General features: G+C 47.1%; 23 protein-coding genes. 14 read left to right on the top strand and 9 right to left on the bottom strand.

What is annotated here, in order from left to right; genetic code table 11:
* Positions 1–10 precede the first annotated feature (10 nt).
* Together BUB18_RS18670 and BUB18_RS18665 are read left to right on the top strand one after the other, a co-directional pair.
* Entirely contained in the window at positions 11–2,167 is a 2,157-nt protein-coding gene (locus BUB18_RS18670; protein ID WP_073084040.1) for a TonB-dependent receptor, read from the top strand.
* 24 nt (positions 2,168–2,191) lie between these two features.
* The gene (locus BUB18_RS18665; protein WP_073084038.1) at positions 2,192–2,842 is read left to right on the top strand and encodes a hypothetical protein; all 651 of its coding nucleotides are present in this window, start codon (positions 2,192–2,194) and stop codon (positions 2,840–2,842) included.
* Positions 2,843–2,930: 88 nt separating this feature from the next.
* Here the strand turns inward: BUB18_RS18665 and pdxA are convergent, their stop codons facing one another.
* Positions 2,931–3,992, bottom strand: a complete 1,062-nt coding sequence (gene pdxA / locus BUB18_RS18660; RefSeq protein ID WP_083550272.1) for a 4-hydroxythreonine-4-phosphate dehydrogenase PdxA — start codon at positions 3,990–3,992, stop codon at positions 2,931–2,933.
* 109 nt (positions 3,993–4,101) lie between these two features.
* On the opposite strand from pdxA, the gene rsmA reads away from it, so the two are divergent.
* The 4 genes from rsmA (at position 4,102) to BUB18_RS18640 (ending at position 6,906) form a co-directional block, all read left to right on the top strand.
* The gene (rsmA, locus tag BUB18_RS18655) at positions 4,102–4,854 is read left to right on the top strand and encodes a 16S rRNA (adenine(1518)-N(6)/adenine(1519)-N(6))-dimethyltransferase RsmA (RefSeq protein ID WP_073084034.1); all 753 of its coding nucleotides are present in this window, start codon (positions 4,102–4,104) and stop codon (positions 4,852–4,854) included.
* Positions 4,851–5,780: an NAD(P)-dependent oxidoreductase gene (locus BUB18_RS18650; RefSeq protein WP_073084033.1), complete on the top strand. Its 930-nt coding sequence runs from the start codon at positions 4,851–4,853 to the stop codon at positions 5,778–5,780. The genes rsmA and BUB18_RS18650 overlap by 4 nt, the downstream gene beginning before the upstream one ends.
* 128 nt (positions 5,781–5,908) lie before the next feature.
* Positions 5,909–6,436 (top strand): transcription elongation factor GreA, encoded by a 528-nt coding sequence (gene greA / locus BUB18_RS18645; protein ID WP_245805698.1) that lies wholly within the window; start codon positions 5,909–5,911, stop codon positions 6,434–6,436.
* Positions 6,437–6,516: 80 nt separating this feature from the next.
* Entirely contained in the window at positions 6,517–6,906 is a 390-nt protein-coding gene (locus BUB18_RS18640) for an HIT family protein (protein WP_073084031.1), read from the top strand.
* 1 nt (position 6,907) lies between these two features.
* On the opposite strand, the gene BUB18_RS18635 is transcribed toward BUB18_RS18640, so the two are convergent.
* Positions 6,908–7,603 (bottom strand): response regulator transcription factor, encoded by a 696-nt coding sequence (locus BUB18_RS18635; RefSeq protein WP_073084029.1) that lies wholly within the window; start codon positions 7,601–7,603, stop codon positions 6,908–6,910.
* A 180-nt stretch (positions 7,604–7,783) separates the two neighbouring features.
* Positions 7,784–8,344, bottom strand: coding sequence for a crossover junction endodeoxyribonuclease RuvC (ruvC, locus tag BUB18_RS18630; protein WP_073084027.1), 561 nt, complete (start codon positions 8,342–8,344; stop codon positions 7,784–7,786).
* Between the two features lie 108 nt (positions 8,345–8,452).
* Between ruvC and BUB18_RS18625 the strand changes: the two genes are divergently transcribed.
* From BUB18_RS18625 to BUB18_RS18615, 3 genes are all read left to right on the top strand, one after another.
* Positions 8,453–9,364 (top strand): lysylphosphatidylglycerol synthase domain-containing protein, encoded by a 912-nt coding sequence (locus tag BUB18_RS18625; RefSeq protein ID WP_178372155.1) that lies wholly within the window; start codon positions 8,453–8,455, stop codon positions 9,362–9,364.
* Between the two features lie 9 nt (positions 9,365–9,373).
* Positions 9,374–10,165 carry a DUF3108 domain-containing protein gene (locus BUB18_RS18620; protein WP_073084023.1) on the top strand — a complete coding sequence of 264 codons (792 nt, stop codon included), beginning with the start codon at positions 9,374–9,376 and terminating at the stop codon, positions 10,163–10,165.
* Positions 10,166–10,309: 144 nt separating this feature from the next.
* Positions 10,310–11,011: a response regulator transcription factor gene (locus BUB18_RS18615; RefSeq protein ID WP_073084706.1), complete on the top strand. Its 702-nt coding sequence runs from the start codon at positions 10,310–10,312 to the stop codon at positions 11,009–11,011.
* 85 nt (positions 11,012–11,096) lie between these two features.
* Here BUB18_RS18615 and ruvB read toward each other — a convergent pair whose 3' ends face one another.
* A complete protein-coding gene (gene ruvB, locus BUB18_RS18610; RefSeq protein WP_073084022.1) occupies positions 11,097–12,125 on the bottom strand; it encodes a Holliday junction branch migration DNA helicase RuvB in 1,029 nt (342 codons plus the stop codon).
* A 123-nt stretch (positions 12,126–12,248) separates the two neighbouring features.
* On the opposite strand from ruvB, the gene BUB18_RS18605 reads away from it, so the two are divergent.
* Complete coding sequence (locus BUB18_RS18605; protein WP_073084020.1) at positions 12,249–13,565, top strand: M28 family metallopeptidase; 1,317 nt, start codon at positions 12,249–12,251, stop codon at positions 13,563–13,565.
* A 156-nt stretch (positions 13,566–13,721) separates the two neighbouring features.
* On the top strand, positions 13,722–14,471 hold the full coding sequence (locus BUB18_RS18600; protein WP_073084018.1) for a hypothetical protein: 750 nt from the start codon (positions 13,722–13,724) through the stop codon (positions 14,469–14,471).
* 140 nt (positions 14,472–14,611) lie between these two features.
* Here BUB18_RS18600 and BUB18_RS18595 read toward each other — a convergent pair whose 3' ends face one another.
* The 3 genes from BUB18_RS18595 to leuS all read right to left on the bottom strand — a co-directional run bounded on the left by BUB18_RS18595 (position 14,612) and on the right by leuS (position 19,203).
* Complete coding sequence (locus BUB18_RS18595; RefSeq protein WP_073084016.1) at positions 14,612–15,463, bottom strand: endonuclease/exonuclease/phosphatase family protein; 852 nt, start codon at positions 15,461–15,463, stop codon at positions 14,612–14,614.
* Positions 15,464–15,526: 63 nt separating this feature from the next.
* Entirely contained in the window at positions 15,527–16,228 is a 702-nt protein-coding gene (locus BUB18_RS18590; RefSeq protein ID WP_245805697.1) for a peptidoglycan DD-metalloendopeptidase family protein, read from the bottom strand.
* A 209-nt stretch (positions 16,229–16,437) separates the two neighbouring features.
* Positions 16,438–19,203, bottom strand: coding sequence for a leucine--tRNA ligase (leuS, locus tag BUB18_RS18585; RefSeq protein ID WP_073084014.1), 2,766 nt, complete (start codon positions 19,201–19,203; stop codon positions 16,438–16,440).
* A gap of 254 nt (positions 19,204–19,457) precedes the next feature.
* On the opposite strand from leuS, the gene BUB18_RS18580 reads away from it, so the two are divergent.
* The 3 genes from BUB18_RS18580 (at position 19,458) to BUB18_RS18570 (ending at position 21,517) form a co-directional block, all read left to right on the top strand.
* Positions 19,458–20,330, top strand: a complete 873-nt coding sequence (locus BUB18_RS18580; RefSeq protein ID WP_073084012.1) for a cell division protein FtsX — start codon at positions 19,458–19,460, stop codon at positions 20,328–20,330.
* 31 nt (positions 20,331–20,361) lie between these two features.
* Positions 20,362–20,622 carry a DUF3098 domain-containing protein gene (locus tag BUB18_RS18575; protein ID WP_073084011.1) on the top strand — a complete coding sequence of 87 codons (261 nt, stop codon included), beginning with the start codon at positions 20,362–20,364 and terminating at the stop codon, positions 20,620–20,622.
* 94 nt (positions 20,623–20,716) lie between these two features.
* Positions 20,717–21,517: an undecaprenyl-diphosphate phosphatase gene (locus BUB18_RS18570; RefSeq protein ID WP_073084009.1), complete on the top strand. Its 801-nt coding sequence runs from the start codon at positions 20,717–20,719 to the stop codon at positions 21,515–21,517.
* A gap of 77 nt (positions 21,518–21,594) precedes the next feature.
* Here the strand turns inward: BUB18_RS18570 and BUB18_RS18565 are convergent, their stop codons facing one another.
* Positions 21,595–22,812 (bottom strand): alanine dehydrogenase, encoded by a 1,218-nt coding sequence (locus tag BUB18_RS18565; protein WP_073084008.1) that lies wholly within the window; start codon positions 22,810–22,812, stop codon positions 21,595–21,597.
* A 48-nt stretch (positions 22,813–22,860) separates the two neighbouring features.
* A complete protein-coding gene (gene tsaE / locus BUB18_RS18560; protein WP_073084006.1) occupies positions 22,861–23,298 on the bottom strand; it encodes a tRNA (adenosine(37)-N6)-threonylcarbamoyltransferase complex ATPase subunit type 1 TsaE in 438 nt (145 codons plus the stop codon).
* Positions 23,299–23,342: the final 44 nt, after the last annotated feature.

Below are 23,342 nucleotides of genomic sequence, written 5' to 3'. Positions count from 1 at the left end.
CCCTACGATTATGTCACTGTTCAACCGATTTCTGATAATTGCTGTACTGCTGCCAGCCTGGGTTTCCGCCCAGGTGACTATCTCCGGAAAAGTTACTGATGGTAAAAAACGCGCTGTTGCCGGCGCTAACATCTCTATAAAAGATTCATACGATGGTGCTGTTACAAAAGCAGATGGCACCTTTAGCTTCCAGGTAACACCTGCCGGCGAACAAACGCTGATAGCAACTATGACAGGTTATCAGCCGCTGGAAATGAAAATAAATACTGCTGCATCACAACAACTGGACATCGTACTCAAGAATGCAGCGCGCGACCTGAAGCTGGTGACCATTGCTGCCGGCAGCTTTGAAGCCAGCGATGAAAAGAAGAATACCGTTTTAAAACCGCTTGATATTGTGACCACTGCGGGGGCCGGTGCCGATATCGTGAATGCGATTAAAACACTGCCTGGTACCCAGCAAACCAATGATCGGGAAGGCCTCTTTGTGAGAGGAGGTACCGGCTATGAAACACAAACCGTGATTGACGGTATGCTGGTAAGAAACCCTTTTTCCAGCGGTGCGCCTGATATGCCCGGCAGAGGGAGGTTTTCCCCTTTCCTGTTTAAAGGCACTACTTTCAGCAGCGGTGGGTATTCCGCCCAGTACGGACAAGGCCTTTCATCCGCGTTAATCCTGGAGTCCACTGACCTGCCCACCCGTTCATCTTCTTCATTAGGTGTATCTGTAATCGGTGTCAGTGGCGGGCTGGAAACATTGTCGAAGGACAAGAAAACCTCTTATGGCGTAGAAGCAGATTACACCAACCTGGCGCCTTACTTCAACGTAATAAAGCCTAAACAGGAAGTGAATCTGGGTCCTGAAATCATTGGTACCTCTGCAAATTTCAGGAGAAAGATTTCTAAAACGGGTATGCTTAAATTTTATGGTTATGCCAACCGGAGCAATATGGGATTTGACTACAAAAGCCTGGAATATCCCGGCAGTACGGAATCCTACCAGGTAAGGAACCATAATATTTACACTAACCTCACTTATAAAGAAAATTTGGGTAGCGGCTGGAAACTTTATGCAGGTGCGTCTTTCAGCACTAATACAGATAAAATTAAAACAGACACCATTCCTAAGAATCCGACGGAAACCAATATTGGCGTACGTTCTGATCTTACCCAAACAAAATTGATGCTCACCAAGGGCCTCGGTAATTTCTCCGCATTGCGACTGGGCGCGGAATACCAGTATGCGGTGGAACGCTCTGCCTTTAACCAGTATAGCCTGAACTATGTGGATAATTACGCAGCCGGCTTTGCTGAAGCGGATGTGTATTTTACTCCGGCTCTGGCAGGGAGATTTGGGGGCCGTACAGAATATTCTTCCGTACTGGGTAAAGTGAACTTTGCACCGCGGGCGTCATTGGCATACAAGGTGGGATACAATGGGCAGGTTTCCCTTGCTTACGGCGACTATTATCAAAAGCCGGAGCCACAGTATCTGCGCTTTGATCGCGGGTTGGATTACATGAAAGCAACCCACTACATTGCCAGTTATCAGCTACTCAGCAATTATTATACTTTCCGTACAGAAGTTTTCTACAAACAATATAAAAATCTCGTAAAAACAGTACCGGACTATAATAACAACGGGGATGGCTTTGCAAAAGGTATTGAGTTGTTTTGGAGAGATAGAAAAACAGTGAAGAACATGGACTATTGGGTGTCTTATTCTTACCTGGATACCAAGCGGGATTACCTCAATTATCCTTACCGGGTACAGCCTGACTTTGCCGCCAATCATACAGCCAGTATAGTAGCTAAATATTTTGTTACAAAGATTCAAACCAACTTTGGCCTTACTTACAGCTTTGCGAGCGGTCGCCCGTATTATAATCCCAATCAGCCGGCGGATAAGTTTATGACCGACAAAACGATCAATTATAATTCAGTGGGCGCCAGCGTGAGCTACCTGACATCAATTCGCAAAGCTTTCACCATTCTGGTGTTGCAGGTCACGAACGTATTCAACCAGCAACAGGTGTTCGGCTACCGCTACAGTAGTGATGGGCTGCGCCGGAATGAGATCGTGCCAAATGTGCCCCGGTTTATTTTCGTGGGCATGTTCATGAACTTCGGTACTGACAGGCGTCAGGATGTTATTAACAATCTCTAATTCTCTCCCTAAAAATCAATTAATATGAAACGTTTCATTTTATCGTTAGTAGTAATGGCCGGTATTACTTCGGCTACCATGGCGCAGAGCGCCCAGTATGAGCAGGCGATGACCAAAAATATCGGTGAGCTGGACAGCAGCGCTACTTTTACACCTGATGCGCTGGTACAAAAAGCCGGATTGTTTGAACGTATTGCAGGTGCAGAAAAAAGTCAGTGGCAACCTTACTATTATGCCGCTTATTGCAATGTAATGAGTGCGTTAATGCAACAGGATAAAAGTAAGGTAGATGCGCTGGCAGACCAGGCAGAAGTGGATATTACCAAGGCAGAGCAACTGGAAGGCAACAGCTCTGAAATCTCCTGTATAAAATCCCTGATTGCCACTGCCCGACTCACGGTAGACCCGATGAACCGCGCCGCGCAGTATGGTCCTGTTTCGGCACAGGCGTTGGAAGAAGGTAAGAAGCTGAATGCAGAAAATCCAAGGGTATACCTGTTGCAGGGCCAGGCGTTGTTGTTCACACCAGAGGCTTTTGGTGGCAGCAAAACAGGCGGTAAGGCACTGCTGGAAGTAGCGTTGCAGAAGTATGCGGCTTTCAAACCTGCCGGTAAGCTGGATCCTAATTGGGGAGAAGGGTATGCGAAGCAGTTGTTGCAGCAGGCATCCAAATAAGATTTTAATTGCGTCCTGCCTTCGGCAGGACGCAATTAAAAAGGACCGTGCCATCGGCACGGTCCTTTTTAACTTATAGCGATTAACTTTATTCAGAAGCCAGTTCCGTCTTTTTCAGCGGATTCTTCGTATTTTCCGCATAGCGTTCACGTTGTTCAATCACATCAAGACAGGTGAAAATCGCCTGGCGGAAAGAGCTTGGATCTGCCATGTTTTTACCTGCAATGTCGAAGGCGGTGCCGTGGTCAGGGGAAGTTCTGACGATAGGCAGGCCGGCGGTATAGTTAATACCTTCACCGCTGGCGAGGGACTTGAACGGAATCAGGCCCTGATCGTGGTACATGGCCAGTACACCATCAAATTTCGCGTACATTTCACGGGCAAAGAATGCATCGGCACTGTAAGGGCCAAAGGCCATGATGCCATTACTTTTCGCCTGTTTGATGGCCGGAGCGATCTGCTCAATTTCTTCTTTACCAATGAGGCCTTCATCGCCCGCATGTGGATTAAGTCCCAGTACGGCAATACGTGGTTTGTCGATGCCAAAGTCCTTCACCAGACTCTCTCTCATCATATATAACTTAGAAAGGATATTATCTTTTGTAACAAACTGCGCTACCTGGGCGATAGGTACGTGCTCGGTGAGCAGGCCTACGCGCATGTTATCGGCGGTCATAAACATCAGTACCTCTTTTGCATCGAAGGCGTCTTTGAGGTAGGGGGTATGACCGGTATAGGTGAATTTTTCGCTCTGGATGTTGTTTTTGTGGATAGGAGCGGTTACCAGGCCGGCGATATGCCCTTCTTTCAGGCATTGGATGGCTACTTCCAGGGCGCGGGCGGCGTACTTACCACCTGCTTCGTTGAGGATGCCCGGGGTAATCTGCACTTCTTCCTCCCAGCAGTTGTATACGTTTACCTGCTTATGATTAAGGCGGGTAAAGTCTTTTATGGACTGATAGTTGAAATTATTCTCATTCATCAGCTTCCGGTAGAAGTTGATGGTTTTATTGGACGCGAAGATAACCGGCGTACAGAATTCCATCATCCTGTTGTCCAGAAAGGTTTTTATGATAATTTCTGCGCCAATGCTGTTGATGTCACCTACGGTGATGCCTATTACTGGTTTATTCATGTTGGGAGTACTCATGCTGTTATAGCGTCAATAATGGACAAAGATAAGAGAAAGCAGTTAGTTTCTGAGGCCTGGTTTTCCGGACCGCTGTTATCCGGGTTTTAGCTATCTTTGCGGCTCAGTCATGTATACACTAAAGAAATCATTAGGCCAGCATTTTCTCAAGGATGAGAACATCTGTATGAAAATTGTTGAGTCGCTACCTGTAAGCGAAGGCCAGCAAGTGCTGGAAGTGGGCCCTGGTGGGGGAGCCATTACCAAATACCTGTTGCAGATTCCCGGTATTCATTTTAAAGCAATTGAGCTGGATACCGAAAAAGTACAGTATCTGGAAAAAACTTATCCTGAAATCCGGGGTAAGCTGCTGAACGTAAGCATCCTGGATGCGGAGTTGCCGTTTGAGGGGCAGTTCAGGCTGATAGGTAACTTTCCTTATAATATTTCTACCCAGATTATGTTTAAGGTGCTGGAATGGCGTTCCAGTGTGGATGTAGTGGTGGGTATGTTCCAGAAGGAGGTGGCAGTAAGGCTCGCGGCCGGCCATGGTAATAAGGACTATGGTATCCTGAGTGTGCTGTTGCAGGCTTACTACCATATCGAGTACCTGTTTGATGTACATGAAAACTGCTTTAATCCGCCGCCAAAGGTGAAATCTGGTGTGATCCGGCTTACCAGGCTGGAGCAGCCGGCGGATGTGGCTTCTGAACGGAAGTTTTTTGTGTTGGTAAAAACTGCGTTCGGACAGCGTCGTAAACAACTACGCAATCCCCTGAAAGGATTATTCGATAAAGAAACACTGCAGGACCCGATTTTCAGTAAAAGAGCTGAAGAGCTTACTGTTGCGGATTTTGCAGCCTTATCACATAAGATGATATGAGTAAGAAAGTATTAATTACCGCCAAGGTGCATCCATACCTGGTGGACCAACTTGAAACCAAGGGCTTTGAAGTAGATTACCAGCCATCTATTACCTACGAAGAAGTATATGCAGCCATCCCCGGCTGTGTGGGTCTGATAGTAACCACCCGCATTCGTGTGGATAAACAGATTATAGACCATGGCAGGGAACTGCAATGGATTGGCAGGCTGGGTTCCGGTATGGAGCTGATTGATGTGCCTTATGCAGAAAGCAAGGGTATTCATTGTGTAAGCAGTCCGGAAGGTAACCGTGATCCGGTTGGAGAGCAGGCCGTAGGGATGCTGCTCAGCCTGATGCACAACGTGTTAAAGAGCAATCTGGAACTGCGTAAGGGTATCTGGGAAAGGGACGGCAACCGGGCTTACGAGCTGGGTGGTAAAACAGTAGCGATTATTGGTTATGGTAATACCGGCAGCACATTTGCGCGTAAACTGAAGGGCTTTGATGTAAACATCATCGCTTATGATAAATACAGGAAGGGCTTCGGGACTAACGAGGTGAAGGAAGTAACACTGGAAGAAGTATATGCCAATGCCGATGTGGTAAGTTTACACCTTCCACTTACGGAGGAAACCCGTTATATTGCAAACGATTCGTTTTTTAGTGCGTTTGCTCACCCCGTATGGTTTATGAATACGGCGAGGGGTAAGCTGGTTAAAAACAGCGATCTGATTGCAGCCCTGGAGGATGGTCGCGTACGCGGTGCCTGCCTGGATGTATTGGAAAATGAAAAATTAACGACTTACTCAGCAGAGGATAAAGAACAGCTGGCCTATTTCCTGGCTGCCTCAAACGTAGTACTGACGCCACATATCGCGGGTTATTCCCATGAGGCGAGTATACGGATGCCTCGTGTTGTTTTAGAGAAGTTGAATATACTTTAAGCAGCGGAACAGGCTGTGGTGATTCGATTTAAATAACTGATTTTCAGTATATTAAAATCGAAAAGTAAATTACTTTTCTTAAACAAAAATCATTATATTTGCGATAGAACCAGAAAAACAACGCTTCCATGCAAGTGGGGGCGTTGATTTTTTTTCTTATAACCATAAAAACACAGCAGGTTATGTCTGGCGTAAACTATGTTACAAAAGAAACTCTTGAACAGATGAGAAGCGAACTGAATGTCCTTAAAACAAAAGGTCGTGCAGAGATCGCGAGGGCTATTTCTGAAGCCAGGGAAAAGGGTGACTTGAAGGAAAATGCCGAATATGATGCCGCCAAAGAAGCACAGGGGTTACATGAAGCCAAAATCGCTACGCTGGAAAATGCGATTGCTAACGCACGCATTGTGGAGGCTGATTCCATTGACACTTCTAAAGTCTCAATTTTATGTAAGGTAACAATCACCAATGTTGCCAATAAGAAAACGTTCACCTATCAATTGGTTTCAGAGACAGAGGCTGATCTGAAGGCCGGGAAAATCTCGGTTACTTCACCAATCGGAAAAGGTTTATTAGGTAAAGCAGTTGGAGATGTGGCAGAGGTGGTAGCACCTAATGGAAAAATCAACTTCAAAATTGAAAATATTACTGCGTAAACCGTTGCGCTTTTTAACGATATTTACAGGGTCCTGCCAAGGCAGGGCCCTTTTATTTTCCACCATATAACATCCGAACCATGACCATCTTTTCGAAAATAATCCGCGGAGAAATCCCCAGCTATAAGATTGCAGAGAATGAACATTTTTATGCCTTCCTGGATATTTTCCCGCTGGCAAAAGGGCATACGCTGGTGATCCCTAAAGTGGAAACGGATAAGTTTTTTGATGTGTCAGATGAGCTGATGGCTGAATACCTGTTGTTTGCCAAACCTATTGCGCGGGCGATAGAAGCGGTGATACCCTGTAATCGTGTAGGGGTGAGCGTAGTAGGCCTGGAGGTACCACATGCGCATATGCACCTGATACCTATCAATTCAGTGGACGACATGAATTTTTCCAGGAGCAAACTAAAGTTATCTCCGGAAGAATTTGAAACTATCCAGCAGGCAATAATAGCCCGCCTGTAGGTTATTTGCCAGGAACGTTGAAGCGGAAGCCTACACCATGCAATGTTTCCAACCGTATGTGCGGATCTGATTTGAAATGCTTGCGCAGCTTGGTGATAAACACATCCATGCTGCGCCCCAGGAAGTAGTCGTCCTTACCCCATACATTGGCGAGGATTTCTTCCCTTTTGAGTGTTTTATTGGGATTATTGCAGAGATAGAGGAGTAGTTCCGCTTCCTTCTGGGTGAGGCTGATGGAAATATCTCCTTCTTCGTTGTACAGGCGCAGATCTTCGTAGTCGAAGGTGAGCTTGCCCAGGTGAAAGATGTTGGATTTTTCTACCGGTTGATTACGGGTTCTCTTCAGGAATACTTCTATTCGCAGGATGAGTTCCTGCATACTGAAGGGTTTACTGATATAATCGTCGGCTCCGGTGCGCAGACCTTTAATCCTGTCTTCTTTCTCATTTTTGGAGGTAAGAAACAAAATAGGGACGTGATCATTCACTTTTCGGATCTGTTCAGCCAGCGCAAGACCATCTTTTTTAGGCATAACTACATCCAGCAGGCATATATCGAAGGTGCGGGACTGGAACTGTTCCCAGGCTGCCTGGCCATCAATACTATGCACCACATCATAACCTGCCTCCTCTAATCTTTTCTTAGTTGCCGCGCCGATATATTGATCGTCTTCCACTAATAAGATTCTCGCTTTCATATCTCCTTGATGCTGGTTAATATAAAAATAGTCGTTGCACTTTTGGTGTACAACGGATGATAGTAATTTTTCATAGTCAAGCTGTTAAGCTGGATCATGGCGTGTAACGCTGTAGCAAAAGACTACAATCGAATTTCAACAAAGTAACTACAATTTTGGAATTTATGAAATATGCTTTTCCTAACGCACGATTCTTTCGGGGTGCTGTGCCAGGAACTGTTCCCATCCTTTGGATTTGGTAAGGCCTGCCAGCGGATTGCTGTCCTGATAAAAATGACATACTGCCACTGCCAGCGCATCGGTGGCATCATAATAGGCTGGTTTGTCGCTGATTTTCAGGATACGTTGTAACATCAACCATACCTGTTCCTTGTCTGCATTTCCATTGCCGGTAACGGACTGTTTAACTTTCTTTGGGGAATACTCCGTTACCGCCAGTCCTGCATGCATGGCCGTTGCGATTGCAACGCCCTGTGCCCGGCCCAGCTTCAGCATACTTTGCACGTTCTTGCCGAAAAACGGTGCTTCAATGGCAAAGCAGTCCGGCTTATGTTTGATGATTAACCCTGCTATACTGCTGTGTATTGCCTGCAGGCGTTCGTAATGGTCCTTATGCCTGGATAGCTTTAACACGTCCATCTCTATGAGACTGACTTTTTTACCCTCTGCCAGTATAAGGCCGTAGCCCATTACAAGGGTACCAGGGTCAATGCCAAGAATTATTTTCGGTTTGTTTGCCAACCACAGGTTATTTTTGCGAAAACTTAATATCTGAACAAAAGTACCAAAATAATTCTCAATTACACATTAGGTGTAACGCTTTTCATCTGGTTAGGATACTCGATCTATTTGCAGCTGACCCACCGCGACAACCTGCAGGAATCTATCCAGCAGATGCGCGATTCCCTGCACCATAAAGGCTGGACAGGTATCTTCCTGGTGGTGGTGCTCATGTTTTTTAACTGGGGATTTGAAGCCCGTAAGTGGCAGCTGCTGGTGCAGCCGCTCGAGAAAATATCATTTAAGAAGGCATTCAGTGCCATACTTTCCGGTGTGTCCATCTCCATCAATACGCCAAATCGTATAGGCGAATACGGTGGCCGCGTGCTGTATCTCCGCAATGAAAATAAACTCAAAGCTATTGCAGCCACCATTGTAGGTAGCTTCAGTCAGCTGATCGTAACTGTTATTTTTGGGTTAATTGGGCTCTTTTTTTTCATTCACCGCCTCATGCCAGTGGGGATTTCCAGGTGGCTCGACCCCAATTTCTGGGGGAATTTCGTCCTCGCTGTACTATTGATTATTTGCTCACTGACGATATTGTTATATTTTCGGCTACGAATTATTCTGACTGTTTTTGAAAAAGTGCGTTGGCTCCGTAAAATCAAGAAATACGTAGAGATAATCGCCGGCTATCAACCCGCTGAATTACGTTATCTGTTGCTGCTTTCAGCCCTCCGGTACCTAGTCTTCTCGGCACAGTATTTGTTTTTGCTCGACGCATTGGGTGTGGAATTTTTGTGGTGGCAGGCCTTCCTGCTCAACAGCGTAATTTACCTGGTAATGGCCGTAGTTCCCACCATTGCCATCGCAGAACTTGGAGTTCGGGGAAAAGTAAGTATCTTCTTCCTGGGTTTTCTTAGTTCCAACGACGTAGCCATCCTCGCAGCCACTGGCGGAATCTGGTTAATAAACCTCTTCCTGCCGGCCATAGCGGGTACGGTGCTCCTGCTGGGAGTTAAAATTATTAAGGACAAATAGCCACTAGCAATGCGGTATTTCTTACTTATCATCTTATTTTTAACCTGTATACGCCCAGCAAAAGCGCAGAATGACTTCTGTTCGATCCGAAATACCAGCTTCAAAACAGGCGAATCCGTTACCCTTAAAGTATTCTATGCCCTCGGAAAAATGTTTATCGGCGCTGGCGAAGCTACCTTTAACGTAGGCCTTGAAAGGTTCGCCAACAGAGATGTGTATCATATCGTAGCCGATGGTAAAACCTACCGCGCCTATGATTGGGTATTCAAAGTAAGGGACCGCTACGAAACCTACCTCGACACCGCCACCCTCCAGCCACTGAAGTTTATCCGCAACGTAAATGAAGGCGGCTATAAAATCTATAATAACGTAGTATTCAACCAGGCAGGCCACCAGGCAATCAGTACCACAGGTACTTTTACGGTTCCGCCATGCGTGCAGGACGTTATCAGCTCCATCTACTACGCCCGTAACATCGACTTCAGCAAATACAAACCGGAAGATAAAATCCCTTTCGCCATGTTCCTCGACGACCAGGTATACAACATATACGTGCGTTATATGGGTAAGGAAGAGATAAAAACCAAATTCGGGACATTCCGCGCCATCAAGTTCAGACCCCTGCTGATCAAAGGAACCATGTTTGAAGGTGGCGAGAAAATGACCGTGTGGGTAAGCGACGACGCCAATAAGGTGCCGCTCCGCATTGAAAGCCCTATTTCCGTGGGCAGCGTAGTGGTAGATATGATCAACTACAGCAACCTGCGCTATCCTTTCACCTCCCTGATTAAACAGCGGTAACACACAACCTTCGTGTAGTTGTAAGCGTTATAATAGCGCACTACAGCAGTTTTAACAATTCATTGGCGGCCCGCAGTCAGTATTTTTACGACCTTTCGTGCCGCAGAAAAACTTTATATTTGTTATAATCAACCCTTTATGATTATGGAAGAACGTAAACCTAAAATATTACTGGCAGAAGATGATACCAACCTGGGTATGGTGCTTAAAAACTACCTGGAGCTAAACGATTATGACGTAGAGCTCTGCAGAGATGGTATCCTGGCGCTGGCGGCCTTCCGTCGTGAGAAATTTGACATCTGCCTGCTGGACATCATGATGCCTAATATGGACGGATTTAAACTGGCAGAGGAAATCAGGGACGTAGATCCGGATATCCCCCTGTTCTTCCTGTCCGCCAAAACCATGAAGGAAGATATCATCCAGGGTTATAAACTGGGTGCCGATGATTACATCTCCAAACCATTCGACAGCGAACTGCTGCTGCTCAAAATCAAAGCCATCCTGAAACGTAATCAGGAGCTGCACAGCAAAGAAGAGGAACAGCACGAGTTTAAAATAGGCTCCTACGAGTTCAACTCCCGCCTCCGCACCCTCACCCGTAATAGTGAATCGCATACGCTGTCGCCCAAAGAAAATGAGCTCCTCCATATGCTCTGCGAGCACAAAAACGACCTGCTCCCAAGAGAACTGGCACTCAAAAAGATTTGGGGCAGCGATACCTATTTTAATGGTCGCTCCATGGACGTATACATCGCCAAGCTGCGTAAATACCTGAAAGACGATTCCAACATCGAAATTGTTAATATTCACGGAAACGGCTTCCGCCTGGTAGTCAAAGAATAACAATAGCCGCGTAGCGGCAGAAGCATAAAAAAGCACACCCGTCCGGCTGCCGGACGGGTGTGCTTTTTTATGCTTTTATCTCTCCCTAAAACAAGAGATTAGAATTACCCCTTAACGGCGTTTTGCCCAGATGTATATACGCTTTTTCCGTTACCTCACGCCCCCGGGGAGTACGCTTGATAAAGCCTTCCTGGATCAGGAACGGCTCATACACCTCCTCCAGGGTGCCCGGCTCTTCCCCAACAGCAGTGGCAATAGTGGTAATGCCCACCGGACCTCCTTTGAAATTTTCGATGATCACCTGCAAAATCCGGTTATCCATCTCATCCAAACCATATTCATCCACATTGAGGGCTTTGAGACTGAACTGGGCAATTTCCAGGTCAATAGTGCCATTCCCCATCACCTGCGCGAAATCCCGTACCCGTCGCAACAAGCCATTGGCAATACGCGGGGTGCCCCTGGACCTGCGGGCAATTTCACCGGCAGCATCAGAGGTGATTTTGCTGCCCAGCAGGCCGGCTGCACGCCATACGATCTTCTGCAGGGTATCAGCGGTATAGTATTCCAGCCTGGATTTAATGCCGAAGCGCGACAACAGTGGAGCTGTCAGCAAACCGGATCGGGTAGTGGCGCCGATGAGTGTAAAAGGCAGCAGGTTAAGCTGGATAGACCGCGCACTTGGCCCGGAATCGATCATAATATCTATCCTGAAATCCTCCATGGCCGAATACAAATATTCCTCCACCACCGTGCTTAACCGGTGAATTTCATCAATAAACAGCACATCCCGCTCTTCCAGGTTGGTGAGCAACCCGGCAAGATCACCCGGCTTCTCGATCACCGGTCCTGAAGTTTCCTTGATATTCACCCCCAGCTCATTGGCTACAATGCGGGATAAAGTGGTTTTACCCAAACCCGGAGGACCATGGAAAAGCACATGATCCAACGCTTCCCCACGCATCTTGGCCGCCTGAATGAATACCTTCAGATTAGTGATGATCTGATCCTGTCCGGAGAAATCAATGATCTCCTTCGGACGTATATTGTTTTCGAACTCCTTCTCAGCGGCGCTGAGCCTGTTCTCATCTGGTCTTAAAGGTTGATTGGACATATCTTTCAGTGATCCCAAAAGTACGCAAAAGCCGGTGGAAAATTATGCTTTGGCGGATTCCCTTATAAAGTGCTAATTTCACCCTACTTTACTCAGCCAACAAAGTTTAATATCAGCTTAAACATGAAGAAATTATTTGCATTGCTGCTGCTGGCAGCATCTGTCTCTGATACCTATGCCCAACAGGCCATTAAGGAAAAAGAAGTGAAACGTATCGTCAGCACCCTCGCTGCAGACGATATGATGGGCCGCAAGCCCGGTACCCCAGGCGCTTTTAAAGCCGCCAGTTTTATTGAAGAGGAGTTCAAAAAAGCAGGACTTGGCCCATTATCCGGTATGAGCCTGCGGCAGGATTTCAAAAAGTACCAATTGATCCAGCAGTCAGCCACACTCACCGTTAACGGCGCAACGAAAAACTGGCCGGTAACCGTAGTTGGGAAAGCCCGCAACATCGACTGGCAGGCCGATACTGCTAATTTCAAAATTGTGCATGTTAAAAGCGACAGAGCCCTGTTTGCGCTGGCCCGCAAAGGCGGTAAACTGGATATGAACACGCTGGTGTGGGTAGACCCGAGTATCGCGCATATGGTGGACCTGGTGAAAGAGCACATCTCTGAAAAGTTTTACGAAAATCCCGCTGATATCGATAACATCCAGCCGATGGAAACTCCGTACAATATGGTGTTTGCCGTAGAGGGCGAACCCGTAGCGGACGACAGTAAATGGACCGTGAAAGCGGAAAGAGTTTTACAGGAATCTCCGTTTACGAACGTGGTAGGTGTGATTCAGGGTACTACAAAACCAGACGAATATGTAGTGTTTAGTGGTCACTATGATCACCTGGGTATTGTGCCAGGTGCGCCGGGGGCCGACTCTATCGCTAACGGTGCGGATGATGATGCATCCGGCGTAACAGCGGTGATTGAACTGGCTAATTATTTCCGTGGCACCAAACCTGCACGCAGTCTGATATTTGTAGCATTCACCGGAGAAGAATCCGGTGGCCATGGCAGCCAGTATTTCTCCCGTAAACTGGCACCTGAAAAAGTAGTGGCCATGTTTAATATCGAGATGATTGGTAAAGAATCGAAGTTTGGTAAAAACAGCGCATTCATTACCGGATTTGATTTATCTGATTTTGGAAAAATTTTACAACGTAACCTCAACGGCTCTACGTTTAAATTTTATCCCGATCCATATCCTGAACAGAATTTATTCTATCGTTCTGATAACGCTACCCTGGCTCGTTTAGGAGTGCCTGCACATACCGTGTCAACCACACAGATAGATAAGGACCAGTATTATCATACCGTAGGTGATGAGCTGCAAACCCTTGATGTGACTAATATTACAGACATTATTCGTGCGATTGCAATCAGCGCAACGAGTATCGTAAATGGAACGGATACGCCTACACGAATTAAGCAAACTCAGGAGTAGTAAGTATTTTAACTATTTCATATAAGTATCCGGTAGCGTGCTACGTTACCGGATATTTCTTTTTAAATTAATTCTCATCCGTACTATAATCCGGATTTCTTCGTTATTTTTACTGCGTTAGCCCTATACGAAAGATTTTATTAAAACCATATCAAAATGAAAACCAGAATTCTCCAAATGTGCGCTACCGCGGGCATGGCCGCCCTTATGTTTGTAGCATGTAACACGGAAATGACTGAGCCGAGTCAACCACCAATTGACGACAAAAACGCGGCAAGTGTCAACTATGAACTCGAGCAAATCGGCACGTCCACGTCATTATCAGCGGACGCTACCGGCCGTTTATCGACCATCACCGGGGATGCATCCATGGCGCGTACAGGCGGCTTCGACATCACCTGGGACACCGCCGTTGCCAAACTGAAACAAATCACGTTCGAGGCTAAACGTGGTAAAGATGAAGTAGAGTTTAAACTGAAAACTGACAGGTATGTAGACCTGCTCGCTATCCCAAGTCAACTGGGAACCATTAAATTGCCACTCGGTACTTACCAGCAGGTAAAAGTTAGCGCATTGGTAGAAGGAGATAAGAAAGATCCTGCCGTTGTGCTGAAAGGCCGTCTCACCTGGGATGGCAAAGATATCCCAATGGATATCCAACTGTCTGGTTCCATTTCTCTGAAAGCGCAAGGTAAAGATGTAGTAGTAACTGACAGCAGCATTGTTTGGAAAGGCAAGCTGCAACTGTCTATGGATCTGCTGATCAGCAAACTGCAGGTGGGCGACTTCACTGGTTCATTTGCCAATGGAAAAATCACTATCAATGTAGATGTGAACACCTCTGTGCATGACAAGATCAAAGGAGCTGCCGAAGGTAGCATGTCCGTTGAGCATACGCATGATTAACTATAAAAAGGAGTGTTAAGTGGGGCTGTTACAAGTACAGCATTGGCCGAAAGGTCGGCAGGCCGCGCGCAGCGCGGCACCCACGCAACCGGGGCCCATGGTCCCGGTTGCCTCAATACTTGTTACAGCCTCACTTATGCTTATTTAATTTTGATGACAGACAATACAGAAAAGTGATCAGATGCGTACCTGCCACCCCAGCTTTCAGAGATCGTAGCATGCTTTAATACTTCAAAGTTCCCCTTCAAAAAGATATAATCAATCGGAGCCGGCTCCGCCTCTCCTTGCTTCCAGCCGTTGAAAGTACCTACAGGACCGAAGTGTGGCGTTTTGCTCTGGCTTTTACTATCGGTGAGATATAAGGGGTCGCTAACGTTAGTGATTACACGAATAGGCTCATCATCCGGCGTTGCATTAAAATCACCAGTGATGATAGCCGGTGTTTTACCTGCGATATCATGTACTTTTTGCAGCAGCAGTTTTGCACTTTCCCTGCGTGCTACTTTGCCCATGTGATCAAAGTGTGTATTGAAGTGATAGAATATTTTCCCGCTTTTTTTATCCTTGAATTTACCATAGGTAACTATCCTGGTAATAGCAGCATCCCAACCTTTAGAGCCGGGTACGGCAGGAGTTTCAGACAACCAGAAGGTTTGCTGATCCAGGATCTGCAGCCTCGCAGTATCGTAAAAGATGGCAGAAAATTCTCCTTTCGTTTTACCGTCATCTCTACCCACACCAATATATTTATAACCTGGTAAGGACTGTTGTAGGTCCAGCATTTGGTCATACAATGCTTCCTGCACACCAAGAGTGTTCACCTCAAAAAACTGCACGGTAGCGGCTACTTTGTCTTTACGGTATGGCCAGGCATTGAGGCTGTCGTGCGGCGTATTCATGCGGATATTAAACGACATCACGTGTAACGGCAGCTGTGCAAATGCAGTACAGCCAGCCAGTAATAATAAAAGGATGGTAACGACTTTTTTCATTGACTCAATCGATTTAGCTGGTAAAAATAAGTTAGCCGGGTGGAAACCTATATTATTTTTACACTAACGGATATAGCGGTTCATTTGTAGAATAAGATCGGGGTCGGGGCAGTTGCGCAGGTATTTATCCCGCTCGCTGTAGCGGCAAACGCCGGGGTAATCGCCGCGATGAGCGCCAATATCTTCGATCACCTGGAAATGCAGATGCGGCGGCCATCCGCCGTTTTCGGCAGGAAGGCCAAACCAGGCCAGCTGCTGCCCGGCAATCACCGGCATATTTTCGTATAGCCCCTGCAGGTTGGATAAGCTCAGGTGGCCATACAACGTATGGAAAGTGCAACCATCCAGGGTGTGCTGCAAAATTATGGTAGCACCATAATCCCCGAAATGATCGTTGAACCGGAAGCTGTGCACATGTCCGTTTAAAGGTACAAATACGGGGGTACCTGCATCTCCCCATACATCTGTTCCCAAATGCAGCCTGCGCGGCTCTTCACCGGCATCGAAATGCGGACTTACGGCATAAATGGTACGGTGCTCCCCATAGCCGCCAATACCGAGGCGGTAACCGTTATTATTCAGCGTTTGCTGTATATAAGTGCAGAACTTGTCAATGTCGTGCAGGATGCTCGTGGTGAGCGCATCATTCTTGCGCGTAAAATCCATGGCCAGCAAGGGTTCTGCGGGCTCCAGCAAAGCAATTACCGGTTGGAAGGAGCTTTGATATTTCGTGAGAATATCTTTCAGCATAATAGGGACGCCCATGATGGGTGGTTAAATATACAAAACTTCCTGTTCAGTAATTACATGCTTTGGTGATGGGTATGTACTTTGGCGCCACTGACGCGTAGCCCCCGTGGAGCGGGCTGTTGCCTTATCCGGAACAAAAAAAGGAACCGGAGGTCCCTTTTTAGTTCCGATGCAACTTCCTCCCCGGGAGAAAGTTGCATCGGGTTATTTTATAACGGCAGTGCCTACACTACCAGGTTAATCATCCTTCCTTTCACGATAATCACGCGCTTAGGTGTTTTACCATCCAGGAATTTCTGTACTGCTTCATTAGCCAGTACAGCGGCTTCCAGCGCTGCATTATCCAAGTCGAGGCCCAGGCTCATTTCGGTTTTCGTTTTTCCGTTGAGTGCAACCGGGTAAGTGAAGTTGCTCTCTTTGGTGTATTCTTCCTTGTACACCGGATAAGGTGCGTTCAGGATGCTTTCGTTGAAACCGATGAGCTGCCACAGCTCTTCTGCCACGTGCGGTGCATATGGTGCGAGCAGGATCAGCAGGGATTCCAGGATATTGCGCTTGCGGCAACCGATGGACTGCAGATCATTTACGCAGATCATAAACGCACTCACGGCCGTGTTATAGGAGAATGTATTGGTGGCGCTGTCGATCTTGTTAATTGCGGTATGGAGGATCTTCAGTTCTTCCGGCGTAGGGTTGTCGTCTGTTACCACCACACCTTTCTGCTCGTCTACAAACAGGCGCCAGAGTTTTTTGAGGAAGCGGTGTACTCCTTCAATACCTTTGGTATCCCATGGTTTTGACTGCTCTACCGGGCCCAGGAACATTTCGTACATACGGAAAGTATCGGCACCGTATTTCTCTACCAGGTCGTTTGGATTAACGGTATTGAATTTACTCTTACTCATTTTTTCCACTTCCTGGCCGCAGATATACTGGCCGTCTTCGAGGATGAAGGTGGCATCGGCAAACTCTTCTCTCCATTTTTTGAAGGCTTCGGTATCGAGTACCAGGCCGTCCACAATATTCACATCCACGTGCAGCTTATCGGTTTCGTACTGGTCTTTGAGCCCGTGGGAAACGTATTGGCTGGTGCCGTGAATACGGTATACAAAGCGGGAAGATCCCTGGATCATTCCCTGGTTGATCAGTTGTTTGAAAGGCTCCTGGAAGCCGATGTGGCCAAGGTCGAACAATACTTTCGTCCACATACGGGAATACAGCAGGTGACCCACGGCATGCTCGGTACCGCCAACGTACACGTCTACCTGGTTCCAGTAGTCGGTGATTTTACGATCAGCGAAGGTGTGGGTGTTGTGAGGGTCCATATAACGGAGGAAATACCAGCTACTGCCGGCGTAGCCTGGCATTGTGTTAGTTTCGCGTTTTACGCCCGGCGCCACGTTTACCCAGTCGGTTACGTTGGCCAGCGGTCCTTCGCCTTCCGGACCCGGCTTATAGTTTTCTACGTGTGGCAGTTCCAGAGGCAGGTCCTTTTCGTCGATGGCGTAAGGAATACCGTCTTTATAGATGATCGGGAATGGTTCGCCCCAGTAGCGCTGGCGGCTGAAGCCGGCGTCACGCATTTTGTAGTTGATCTGGCGGCGGCCGATGCCCATTTCTTCCAGTTTATCGATCACGAGGTCCGCAGCCTTGCGCATTTCCATACCGTTGAGGAAGCCACTGTTTTGCAGGATGGCGTCTTTGGTAGGGTTGGCTTCTTCTCCGTTAAATCCTTCACCGATGATGTTGGTAATAGGGAGATGGAAGTGCTTCGCAAAGCCGTAGTCGCGCTGGTCGCCACATGGCACCGCCATGATTGCGCCGGTACCGTAGCCGGCGAGTACATACTCCGCTATCCAGATAGGCACTTCGCGGCCATCGAAAGGATTGATGGCGTAGGCGCCGGTGAAGCAGCCGGTTACCTGTTTTACTTCGGACATGCGTTCGCGTTCGGAGCGACTCTGTACATAATCCAGGTATTCTTCGATGGCGGCTTTCTGATCAGGCGTGGTAATTTTCTGTACCAGCTCATGTTCAGGAGCGATTACCATGAAGTCGACCCCGAAGATGGTATCCGGGCGGGTGGTATATACTTCTACTTTTTCGTCGGAGTTTTTGATATTGAATTTGATTTCGGCGCCCTGGCTTTTACCGATCCAGTTGCGTTGCATCTCTTTCATGGCTTCGCTGAACTCCACGGTTTCGAGGCCTTCGAGCAGGCGGTTAGCGTATTCGGTGATGCGAAGGAACCACTGGCGCATTTTCTTTTTCACCACCGGGTGGCCACCGCGTTCGCTCACGCCGTTGATCACCTCATCGTTCGCCAGTACGGTACCCAGTGCGGCGCACCAGTTTACTTCAGCATAGGCGAGGAAGGCGAGGCGGTATTGCATGAGTATTTCACGCTGTTCTACCTCAGAATAGCCTTTCCACTGCTCAGCAGTGAACTGGATCGAACGATCGCCCGGACAGGTAATGCCGGCATTACCCTGCTTTTCAAACGCTGCAATCAGCGTTTGGATAGGCTCTGCTTTCTGGGTGCCGCGGTTATACCAGCTTTCAAACAGCTGGAGGAAGATCCACTGCGTCCATTTGTAATAGGAGGGGTCGCTGGTATTGATTTCGCGGGACCAGTCGTAACAAAAGCCGATGTTATCCAGCTGCTCGCGGAAGGTTTTAATGTTTTTGGCAGTGGTTACAGCGGGGTGCTGGCCGGTTTCCAGAGCGTATTGTTCTGCCGGCAGGCCAAAAGCATCGTAACCCATGGTATGTAGTACGTTAAAGCCTTTTAGTCTTTTATAACGTGCGTAGATATCCGTAGAGATGTAGCCCAGCGGGTGGCCTACGTGCAGCCCGGCACCGGAGGGGTAGGGGAACATGTCCAGCACATAGCACTTAGGCTTGCTGGTGTCGTTCTTTACCTGGTAAACATGGGAGTCTGCCCATTGTTCCTGCCATTTTTTTTCAATAGCCCTGAAATTGTATTCCATATAATTGCAGATGAGTGATTAACAAGCCGATGTACAATACATCCTGCCCTAATCACGTTATCAAAGTAAATTTAATATGTTGATCCGGCTGTAACGGGCCGTTTTAGCAAAATAATGTTAAATTCATTAATACAACAATGATGTGCCCATACAACTTTTTATATTGCCACCCGGAAACATCCAGTTGTTTTGGCTGGCAAAATTAAACACATAACGTCTAATTTTTATTATTTTCGCCGATAAACAACAGATTAATGGCGCAATCAGGAAGATCATCAGCAAAGAAGTCGAAACCGTCTTACCTGTACTCCATCATAGGAGTGGCCCTGGTACTATTCCTGCTGGGAACCCTTGGATTGGTGGTGATACACGCAAATAAGCTGAGTAAGTACTTTAAGGAAAGTATTGAAGTGCAGGTTATATTGAGAGATAATGTCAAAGAAGCCCAGGCTATTGCCCTGCGGGACTCTGTTGCCGTTAAACCATATGTGAAATCTATTGAATATGTTTCCAAGGAAGAAGCTGCACAGCGCTTCCAGAAAGAATTCGGGGAAGATTTCATCAATCTGCTGGAATATAACCCGCTGTATGCCAGCATAAACATTAAGGCCAACGCCAACTATGTGAATGCGGACAGCCTCCGGGTGATTGAAAATAAACTGACGCAGCAGAGCATTGTGCGCGAGGTATCCTACCAGCGTACGTTGGTGAGTAAGCTGAATGAAAACGTACAGCGTATAGGCCTGATCGTATTGATTATCTGTGGTATTCTCTGCCTGGCAGTAGTATTCCTGATTGATAATACCATCCGCCTGGCGATGTTTTCCAACCGTTTTCTGATCAAAACCATGCAGATGGTAGGTGCTACCCGCTGGTTTATTGCCAAGCCATTTGATATACGTAGTATCATCAACGGCGCCATTGCCGCGATAGTGGCCATTGCCGGCCTGCTGGCGATGCTGTCTTTTGCAGATAAGGTATTACCGGAATTAAACGGGATGCGTGATAACATGATGATTGGGCTGCTGTTCCTGGGAATGATCCTGATCGGCATTGCCATCTCCCTGTTTAGCACGCACCGCTCCGTGATGAAATACCTGCGCCTGAAACTGGACGACCTTTACTAAACTGATTATTAAGGATATTAACAACAAAACAATGGTTAAACCAACACAAACCGAGGACCAGCTGGTCGAAGAACGTGCCATCTTCCCTAAAGAAAACTACCGTTTTATGCTGATTGGCATAGTAGTGGTGATCATAGGGTTTCTGCTGATGTTAGGCGGTAAATCACCGGATGCCAATACTTTTAATGCCGACGACGTGTACAGCTTCCGCCGTATCACCCTGGCTCCAATCGTTATTGTGCTTGGCCTGCTGATAGAAGTATACGCTATCATGCGCCGTCCGAAACAATAACCGGATACACCAACAGCATTTACATTATTTCCCTGTAGCGATGAACCATAAAGCTCATCGCTTTTTTTATCACTATTAACCATATTATTTTTTCATGACGCTTTTTCAGGCTATCATTATTGCGATTGTAGAAGGATTGACGGAGTTCCTGCCTGTATCTTCCACCGGCCATATGATCATCGTAAGCTCCCTGCTTGGCATTAATAAGGACGAATTCACCAAACTGTTTGAAGTATGCATCCAGCTGGGAGCTATCCTGGCGGTAGTGGTGCTTTACTGGAAAAAATTCTTTGTATTCGATAAAAACAGGCTGAACTTTTACGTGAAGCTCTTTGTGGCGGTGTTACCGGCACTCATCTGCGGCTACCTGTTCAGCGATATTATTGACCAGATGCTGGAAAGTCCGCTCACGGTTGGTATTACCCTTTTGCTGGGTGGGATTGTATTGTTGTTTGTGGATAACTGGTTCAAGGAACCCACGATCGATACAGACGAGAAGATCAATCTCTTCACTGCCCTGCGCATCGGGTTTTACCAGTGTATTGCCATGATCCCGGGTGTGAGTCGCAGCGCGGCCTCTATCATTGGCGGTATGCAGCAAAAGCTGACCCGCAACGTGGCCGCTGAATTTTCGTTTTTCCTGGCGGTGCCTACCATGGCAGCAGCAACCGGCTACAAAATATTAAAAGGAAGAGAATTGCTCATGGCTAACCCTGATAAGCTGAACCTGTTGCTGGTAGGTAACGTGGTAGCTTTTGTGGTGGCTATGATCGCCATAAAATTCTTTATTGACTCCCTGAAAAAGTTTGGCTTTAAAATGTGGGGATACTATAGGATTGTGGTAGGACTGGCAATTATTGGAGCCATTTTGATGGGATACAAACTTGAGATTTAGTTTGCTTTTTATCGCTCGTGCCGAAGGCACGAGCGATAAAAAGGTTCCGATGCCTTCGGCATCGGAACCTTTTTCTTTTAACCTTTTACTGCCAGCAGCAGCTCCAGGTCTGTATATTTCAACTTGAATTTCTCACTTAAATGGTAGTTGGTAAGGGCGCCTTTATAGAGATAGATACCGTTTCGTACACCCCGTTTGATCCATACGAGGTTTTCAAATCCGCCGTCGTCTGCCGCTTCAACGAGTAATGGCATCAGCACATTGGAAATGGCTTCAGAAGCCGTTCTGGCAAAGCCTGAAGGGATATTGGGTACACAATAATGCACTACGTCGTACTTCTTGAATACCGGATTTTCATGGGTGGTAATTTCTGAAGTTTCGAAGCAACCGCCCCGGTCGATACTGACATCTACAATAACAGACCCTGCTTTCATATTACTCACCATGGACTCCGTTACCACAATTGGGGTACGTCCACTTTGGCTGGAAAGCGCGCCCACTGCTACATCTGCATTGCGCAGCTGTTCCGCCAGTACTTTGGGATGAATAACGGAAGTGAATACACGAACGCCGATGTTGTTCTGTAAGCGTTTGAGTTTATAGATGTTATTATCGAATACTTTAACGGATGCACCCAGAGCCATGGCGGTACGGGCAGCAAATTCGCCTACGATACCTGCACCGATGATCACTACTTTGGTAGGTGGGATACCGGTGATACCGCCCAGCAGTATGCCTTTTCCTTTATTGTCGTTACTGAGGTACTGACCGGCAATCAGCATCACGGCGCCGCCGGCAATCTCACTCATCGCACGCACGATCGGATAGGTACCGGCATCATCTTTTAGATTTTCGAAAGAGAGGAGGGTAATACGTTTATCCATCATCTTTTGCACCTGGTAGGCTTTAAGGGCAGCCAGGTGAATCGGTGAAATGACGATCTGGTGCGGGTGCAGCAGTTCTATCTCCTCATCGGTGAGGGGGGCTGATTTGAGTATGATTTCCGCTTTAAATACTTCCCTGCGGTCGTATACTATTTCGGCACCTGCTTCTGAATAGTCAGTGTCGTAGTAGTGACTTGCATCTCCGGCTTTGTGTTCCACCACAATATGGTGGCCTTGCGCCGCCAGAATGCTTACTGCATCAGGTGTAAGTGCGATGCGGTTTTCCTGGAAAGAAGATTCTTTTGGGATACCGATGAATAAACGGGAATTTTTGGTTGGTATGTCCAGCGTTTCTTCCAGTGGTGAATAACTAAAGCCAGCACTCACTACAGGTTTTTGCCTTTGCTCCATACGGTCAGAGTTGTTGTTCTTTTTTAAAAGGTAACTATCAAAGATACATCATTTGTTCCGTGTGCCCGCTTGGGTAAGTTGCCTTTTTTGATCAGGCAGCACACGCAATTCCAGATGTACCGTATCCTCCGGTAATAAAGAGGCAATCACTTGCGGCCATTCTACAAAACTCACCGCATCCTGGTAGATTGTGTCTTCCACACCGGCTGTAATAGCTTCATCCTCATCTCTTAATCGGTATAAGTCCAGATGATAGATCCGGCGGGTTTTACCGGCAGCATCGCGGTAGTTGTATTCGTTGATGATCGAGAACGTAGGACTGGCGGTGGTATCTTCCACACCAGCGGCTGCGCAAAGTGCCTTTACAAGGGTGGTTTTACCCGCACCCATTGGGCCTTCGAGCGTAAATACCTGTTTATCTCCATATTGCCTCCAGAAATCCTTCGCTATTTCCGGTAGTTCATCCAGTGAAAATGTCCATTGCATCAACAAATTTATCGCATTTTTTGACTAATTAACGGACAGCTTGT

This window comes from Chitinophaga jiangningensis (assembly GCF_900142605.1).
GTDB lineage: Bacteria > Bacteroidota > Bacteroidia > Chitinophagales > Chitinophagaceae > Chitinophaga > Chitinophaga jiangningensis.
The sequence above is the reverse complement of the archived record's forward strand: the minus strand, read 5'-3'. Positions and strand labels throughout refer to the sequence as shown.